Genomic DNA, 7057 nt, shown 5'->3' with positions numbered 1-7057 from the left:
GGGATCAAGTGTTTCGGTCATCGTCGATCCTTCCCGCCAAGCTCAGCTCGGCGTGTTGAATCAAGGACCGGATCCACCGTTATTCAGACAGTCCCGGTGGGGCCTGAGAATTTGGTGCCTCTGTGTTTGTCAAGTGGCGGAAGTGTTCGAAGGCCCTGGTCGGGTCCGGGAAGTACTGGATCTGTTCGTCGACGTCGGCCTACTCTTGTCTGCGGGGTGGGGTCAGTGGCGGTGGTGGGTGGGAGTGGGCGTTGGTTTTTGGGGCCACCAGCTCGCGTTGCCGAGGAGTGTGGCGATGGCCGGTACCACGATGGTGCGGACGATGAAAGTATCGATAAGAAGACCTACGCCGATGATGAGTCCGACTTGGGTCATGATGCCGATGGAGCCGGCGATGAGGCCGAACATGCTGGCGGCGAAGATGAGGCCTGCTGAGGTGATGACTGAGCCGGTGTTGGTGACGGTGCGGAGCACTCCGACTCGGACGTTGTGATGTGATTCTTCGCGCAATCGTGAGACCAGCAGCATGTTGTAGTCGGCGCCGACGGCTACCAGGACGATGAACGCTAATAGTGGTACGGGCCAAGCGATGTCGGTGTGGAGTATGTGCTGAAAGATCAGGACGCCTATGCCCAATGCTGCGGTGTAGTTGAGTACGACGGTGCCGAGTAGGTAGATGGGTGCGACCAGTGAGCGCAGCAGGATGATCAGGATGATGCCGACGATGGCCAGGGTGGCCAGGGCCAGGAGGCGGAAGTCGTTGGTGAGCAGTCGTTGCAGGTCGGCGTTGATGGCGGGGAAGCCGGCGACGGAGACGGTGGAGTCGGTCAGGGTGGTGTTGGGTTTTGCGTCGTTGGCGACGGTGGCGATGGTGCTGGCCAGGCGCATGGCGTCCGCGCTGTAGGGGTCGAAGCTTGTCTGGACGGCGTAGCGCACGGTGTGTCCGTCCGGGGAGATGAATTGGCGCGCAACGTCGGCGAATTGCTGGTCAGCGAAAGCATCTTTGGGTAAGTAGAAGCCGGTGGCCGAGTCCGAGCCGCGGGTTTCGCGCGCGGTGGTCTGTAGTTGGGCGGCGAGGGTGGCCATGCCGGCGAGTTGTTGAAGGTTGCTGTCGACGAGTGCAGATACGCCTTCGACGAGTGTTCGCGAGCCGGCGGCGAGTTGGGAGACCCCGGTCTGCAGTTGGGCGAGTTTGGTTGGCAGGTCTTGGGCCCCGATGGTTCCCAGAGTGGTCTCGAGGGTGGCGACGGTGGCGTTGAGTTGGTTGGTGACCGCGGTGAGGGGGGTGTCCATCTGCGCGAGCTGGGTGGACAGTGTCGTGATCTGGGTGAAGAACCCGCTGTCGCGGAGTGCGGCGAGATCGCGGGCTTGTTGGCGCAGGGTGCTGCATTGGGGTAGTTGAGTGCACAGCGCTGAGTTATCCAGTAACGGGAGCACTGAGGTGATTGTGGCTATGGCGGCTGATGACTGTTCGGCCAGGGCTGCTAGCTGAGGGGCGTTCTGCGCGGCTTGGTCGAGTTGGGGTGCGGCGGCGGTCAGTGTTTGTAGAAGTGGTTGGTATTGACCTATTTCGGCCCCGATGGTGGTGACTTGGTTAAGAATGCCGGCCAGTGGGGTGAGATTGGTGCGGATCTGTATGTCGAGTTGTTCGAGGCCGTCGGCGAGTTGGTCTGCACCAGAACGCAATTGTTCGAGGTCGCCTTTGCGGGCTTGGCCCTCACCTACTGAGCCGGACAGGCGATCGCCGATCTGCCCGTTCTGCCAGGAGAGTTGGGCTTGTTCGAGTTTGGCCCCGGTCGGGCGAGTGACACCGACCACACGGGTGACGCCGGGGATCTGCGCAATCCGAGCTGCCATCTGATCAAGGTCGGCAAGTCCGTTGGTTGTTCTCAGATCGGTGGGCGAATCCACGACGACAAATTCGGCGATGGTGATGTCTTGCGGGAAGTGCCGGTTGAGCAGTGCGTAACCTTCGTTGCTGTCGGTGGTTTTCGGTTGACCGTCTCGGTCGTCGTAGGTGATCTGAATGCCCAGCGCGGTGAGGCTGAGGAACGTCAACCCGACGAGGCTGACGGCCAGCAACGGCACCGGGCGGCGTACGACGAGGACCGCGATGCGGTTCCAGTAGCGCCGCGTGAGATCTTTGCGCGGGGCACCCCACCCCCAACGCGCAGCCCACAACAGCACTGGCGGCAACAATGTCACGGTGGCGAGGAATCCGATGAGGATCGCCACCGCGCAGGCGGGGCCGAGGGTGGCGAAGACGCTGAGCTGCCCGAAGACCATGGCTAAGAACGCGAGAGCAACAGTGCTTGCCGACGCAAGGATCACCCGGCCGATGGTGGCGGTGGCATCGATGAGAGCGTCGGACGCGGCGGCGCCTTGGCGCAGCCGTTCGTGGTATCTGCTGACCAGAAAAACCGAATAGTCCACACCGGCGCCAAGCAAGATGACAGTCATGAACGCAACGGTGAATTGCGAGACTGGCATGCCCAGTTCACCTAACGCAGACAGGACTCCGCGGGCTACGGCGAGACTGATACCGATGACCAAAAGCGGCAGCAACGCAGTGAATACTGACCGATATACGATCAGCAAGATTATGGCGATCAGCACGACGGTGGCGATGGTGATGATCACCAGATCCTTTTCAGCAGTGACGATTTGATCGCTGAAGGTCGCTGTTGGTCCAGTCACGTGGACCGTGGTGCTGGTGCCGGCGAAGACCTCTGCTGCAGTCTCGCGGATCGATTCCACAGCGTGGGCCGCCGTCGGCCCGCCGAGGCTGCCGCTGACCCCGACGGGCAGGTACCAGGCGTTGCCGTCTTCGCTGAGCGCTTGTCGGGCAGTGATCGGGTCGGCGAGCAGGTCGCGTACGGCCTGCACATCGTCGCGGTCGGCGCGGAGCCGGACCACGAGGTCGTCATAGCGTTGGCGGGCGGGCTCGGTGAGTCCGGCCGGGTCTTCCATTGCCACGAACACCGTGGTCTTTGCGCCCTTTTCGTCGAACGCCTCGCCCATGCGATCGAGCGCCTGAAACGACGGCACTCCCTTAGGAATTGGGTCCACCGACTGCTGGCGCACAACTGTTTCCAACTGGGGAAACAGCACAGCCAACACCACGGCAACAGCCACCCAGACGCCCGCTACCAGCGCTTTGTGCGACAAGACGAAGCGTCCCACCTGACCCAGCGACCGGCTGTACTCACCGCGGCCGGTTGATCGCCGAAGCTTCACCACTGCTCACGCATCCATCGCTGCGTTGGCATCGCACACCCTTCGACAAATGAATCAATCGGTATCACTACGCTACAACATGTAGCGAAAAGGAGGGATGGTTCGGCACGCGGGACTTCGGTCAGTCGCGACGGTGGGCGGCCAGAGAATCGTCGACAAGCTGTTCGCAGTCTGCGCCACTCATCGAGCGAAGGCCGGACAGCCGCGCGAAGACCAGCGGGCCCACGAGCTGGGTGATGGCCACGCCGGGATCGAACTCGTCGAGTTCCTTCTGGGCGGCGGCGCTCTGCAACACCTGATCGAACGGTTCCCGGTACTGCGCGATGACACGAGCGCGCAGCGGCGCGAGGGTGTTCTGCTGCTCCCCGGGCTCCTCGGGCACCATCGCCAGCCACGCCAAGGTGGTCAATTGCAGTGGCGCCTGCTCGATCAACGCAGCCTGAGCACGGACCAACCGCACCAAACTGTCGCGGATTGGTCCGTGCGCGTCAGGGACGTCGGCGTGGGGGCAACAATCGTTCGAACGCCGCAGCCAACAAATCGGTGCTGCCGTCGAATGCCGGTAAAACGTCGTTCGAGCCACCCACGACATCCGGGAGACCGCCCCGACCGTGACTGCATCAACCCCGCCGGTCTTCAACAGGGCAGATGCCGCATCAACCAACCGATTGCGTGAACGAACCAAACGCGGGTCTTTGTCATCCATCACGTCCTTGGACCGAGGACCCGCGTCGCGCCTGGCCGCCATCACCGCACCCACACTCCCATCCCCGAGACTGCTCTCGGGCGCCTGGCGATCTTCGTTCGCACGAAGTGCTACTGATAGTAGCGAAAGTCGAGGAGTGTCCGCCGGGCTAGTCGTGCAATTCACCTGTTCGACACCCCGACCCGGCAGGAAGGTCGGCGCCACGGTGCCCGCCTCCGGGGTACCTTCGGCGAAGGGTTGGTAGATCAATTCGGGGCTTGGCGGCAGGGCTGGGGTGGGTACTGCTGAAGGGTTTGTCCGGGTGTGCAGCAAGGGCCTGGCAGCGCGCCATGGTTGCACGCGCACACAAGTGAATCCGAGTATCCAGCTCTGGTGAGGACGTCTTGGGCAGGAGGGCGAACCGGGCACAGGCCGGGTCGGGTGCAGGGCGTCCGGACGCGTCGCGTTGCGCAGCCGCAGACTCATCTAGCCTGTCGAGGTTAGCCGGCGCGGAAGTTGTCATTGGGTGGTCACTGGGAGTGAGATCAGACCGCGGAACGAGAGCCCCGGTCGCCATGTCGCCTCTCCAGTTGCGGCGAGCTCGGGGAATCGGTTCAGTAGTCGCGGAAACAGCTCCGCGCCTTCCATACGGGCGAGCGCGGCACCGAGGCAGAAGTGGATGCCTGCACCGAACGACAGCGGCCGCCAGACAGTGCGGGTGATGTCGAGGGTGTCGGGGCATTTGATGTGGTCAGGGTCGCGATTGGCTGCACCGAGCAAGATGAGTACGACCTGGCCTGGCTCAAGGTCGACCCCGGCAATCTGAGTCGGTTCGAGTACGGTACGTCCGTTCGTCTGAATGGGGGCGTCATAGCGCAAGAGCTCCTCGACAGCATTGGCGGACAACGCAGGTCGTCGGCGTAGGAGGTCGGCTTGATCAGGGTTGGCCAGGAGTGCTGCCAGCCCGTTGCCGATGAGATTGGTGGTGGTCTCGAAGCCGGCGGCGAACAGCAAGATTGCGGTACCGACGCATTCGTCGTCGTCGAGGCTGTCCTCGCCGTGCGCTGCGGCAAGTCTGCTGAGTAAATCGTCGGCGGGGTGAATGCGCTTGTCTGCGAGCAGCGTTCCAAGGTATTCAGCCAGTTGATCCTCGGCGTGGGCCGCTTGCCGAATGGCTTGTGCATCGGACATCGGCTCCAAGGGTGCTACCAGGTCGCGCACCAAGTTGGCGGCTAGATCTCGTCCTTCGGCGGGCACGCCGAGCAGATCGCCGATGACGTTCACGGGAAGGGGCAGTGCGAGATCGGTCATCACATCGACGGTCGATTTGCCTGCCATCTCACTGAGCAGGTGCTCGATGGTCGCGACGATACCGGCGCGCAGCAACTCGACGTGGCGCGTGGTGAAGACGTCGGTGATCAACCGGCGAAGCCGGGTGTGATCGGGAGGGTTGCGGAAAAGCATAGTGCGTCGGAAGCGGTGCATGGCTCTGCGCTGTAGCGCGTCGGGCACCTCAGTGAGCCCAAACCCCAGTGACTCGTCGGCCTTGCCCAAGGTGCGGTCGCGCAGAGCGCTGTCGCAGTCGCGGTGTCGGCTGAGCACCACTACCCCTGAACTCGTCTGTAGGACTGGATGAGCGGCGCGTAGTCGCTGGTAGGACTCGTAGGGGCCGGCACTGCCGTGGTCGGTTAGAAGTGCTTCCCTGAGCAGACTAGCGCCGTTCGCGTCGGTGCTCATGGCTGCTCGAGTGCGCGCGCGAAGTGCTCAAGGGTCACCGTCATGAACAACGCTGATGCCGTGGCGATCTCGCGGCCGCCCGGCTCGGATAGGTGCGCATCGACATGGAGTCGACGGCCCTCGCGTCGGTCCAGTTTTGCAACGACCGTGTAGTCAGTTCCCAGTCGCACGGGTGCGAGGTACTCGACCTGCAGCGAGCGGGTGACGGCTAGCTCGCCGACGATGAAAAGCGTAAATCCGAACAGGTCATCAAAGACGGTGGCCACCGCACCGCCATGGGCTATACCGGGCGCTCCCACGTGGCGTTCGTCGAAGGTGAGCGCCGCATGCACGCGGTCGCCGTCGCGATGTACCTCGAGGTGATGTCCGTGAGGATTGTCAGGCCCGCAACCAAGGCAGCCAGGGGAGTGCGCAGGTAGCTGCGTACCGTCGGGCAGGTCAGCTACCATTCCAGCCGCCCAGCCAGCCAGCACGGGGTCGATATGATCGGCAGGTGAATCCGGCGAACCTGTTATCCCACTTGGGCCATCTGTCACACCGCTCCAATCGGGCCGAGGAAGTTCGCTGATGTAACAGCACTACAAATGAACCATAACTGTCAACAGTGCAGTCAGATCTACCTAGAATGTCAACGTCGGGCCGCCTGGCGCGGCACCGCGCTGAACACTGCATTCTGGTCAAGAATGGACAAAATCGGTCATGTGTTTAGAGTGTCGCCATGGCGAGCGAGACGATGCGCATGTCGTTCCGACGGCACATGCGCGAGCAAGTGCTCTCGGCAGCTCACATATTGACCGTGGAAAAGGGGTGGGATCGGGTGCGCGTGGCTGAGATAGCCGCGCGGGTCGGGGTCTCTCGGCCGACGTTGTACAAAGAGTTCGGGGACAAGCAGGGGTTGGGTGACGCCCTGGTGGTGCGTGAGGGAGAACGGTTCCTGACGGGGATTCGTCGAGTTCTCGATGAACACAGCGGCGATGCCGCAGAGGCCATCGTCTGTTCGGTGCGATTCACGCTGGATGAGGCCACTGCCAGCCCTCTGCTCAAAGCGGTCCTGACATCCAATCCTGCCGACGTCAGCGAGGAAACCGCACGCGGCACAGGGATGTTGCCGCTGTTGACGTCCTCGACCACTTTGCTTCAGATCGCCTCGCACGAGCTGGTGCGCTGGTTCGCCGCGCACTTTCCGCAACTGGACGGTGACGATGTCGCTGACGGAGTCGACGCGCTCGTCCGGCTGACCGTGAGTCACCTTGTCTTGCCTGCTGGCGATCGTCAGACAACAGGACGCCAGATCTCACGAGTTGCACTGCGCTATTTAGGACTCGAGGAACCTCCCGCGCCAGGCTGACAAAGATCGCGGCCCTTGGCACCAACTGAAGCGCACCCAGACCCACGAGT

At 62.7% G+C, this 7057-nt stretch carries 4 protein-coding genes and 1 pseudogene; 1 reads left to right on the top strand and 4 read right to left on the bottom strand.

Features of this window, described 5'->3' with window-relative positions; translation table 11 throughout:
- Positions 1-222: 222 nt before the first annotated feature.
- The 4 genes and pseudogenes from WIMU1_RS23430 to WIMU1_RS23415 all read right to left on the bottom strand — a co-directional run bounded on the left by WIMU1_RS23430 (position 223) and on the right by WIMU1_RS23415 (position 6108).
- Positions 223-3240, bottom strand: a complete 3018-nt coding sequence (locus WIMU1_RS23430; protein WP_062800738.1) for an MMPL/RND family transporter — start codon at positions 3238-3240, stop codon at positions 223-225.
- 118 nt (positions 3241-3358) lie between these two features.
- Positions 3359-3985: pseudogene (locus WIMU1_RS23425) on the bottom strand (TetR/AcrR family transcriptional regulator).
- Between the two features lie 456 nt (positions 3986-4441).
- Complete coding sequence (locus WIMU1_RS23420; RefSeq protein WP_062800736.1) at positions 4442-5659, bottom strand: cytochrome P450; 1218 nt, start codon at positions 5657-5659, stop codon at positions 4442-4444.
- Positions 5656-6108: a PaaI family thioesterase gene (locus WIMU1_RS23415; RefSeq protein WP_023958954.1), complete on the bottom strand. Its 453-nt coding sequence runs from the start codon at positions 6106-6108 to the stop codon at positions 5656-5658. The genes WIMU1_RS23420 and WIMU1_RS23415 overlap by 4 nt, the downstream gene beginning before the upstream one ends.
- A gap of 308 nt (positions 6109-6416) precedes the next feature.
- Here WIMU1_RS23415 and WIMU1_RS23410 point away from each other — a divergent pair, with 308 nt between their 5' ends.
- Complete coding sequence (locus WIMU1_RS23410) at positions 6417-7007, top strand: TetR/AcrR family transcriptional regulator (RefSeq protein WP_031332467.1); 591 nt, start codon at positions 6417-6419, stop codon at positions 7005-7007.
- Positions 7008-7057: the final 50 nt, after the last annotated feature.

Origin of the sequence: Williamsia muralis NBRC 105860 (genome assembly GCF_001598915.1) — a bacterium.
Classification (GTDB): Bacteria; Actinomycetota; Actinomycetes; order Mycobacteriales; family Mycobacteriaceae; genus Williamsia; species Williamsia muralis.
Note: the sequence above shows the minus strand (reverse complement) of the source record. Positions and strands in the feature narration are given on the sequence as shown.

Excerpts from the sequence above, each read along its gene's own strand:
- WIMU1_RS23420 (WP_062800736.1), bottom strand. The coding sequence starts at position 5,659 with ATGAGCACCGACGCGAACGGCGCTAGTCTGCTCAGGGAAGCACTTCTA.
- WIMU1_RS23415 (WP_023958954.1), bottom strand. The coding sequence starts at position 6,108 with ATGGTAGCTGACCTGCCCGACGGTACGCAGCTACCTGCGCACTCCCCT.
- WIMU1_RS23410 (WP_031332467.1), top strand. The coding sequence starts at position 6,417 with ATGCGCGAGCAAGTGCTCTCGGCAGCTCACATATTGACCGTGGAAAAG.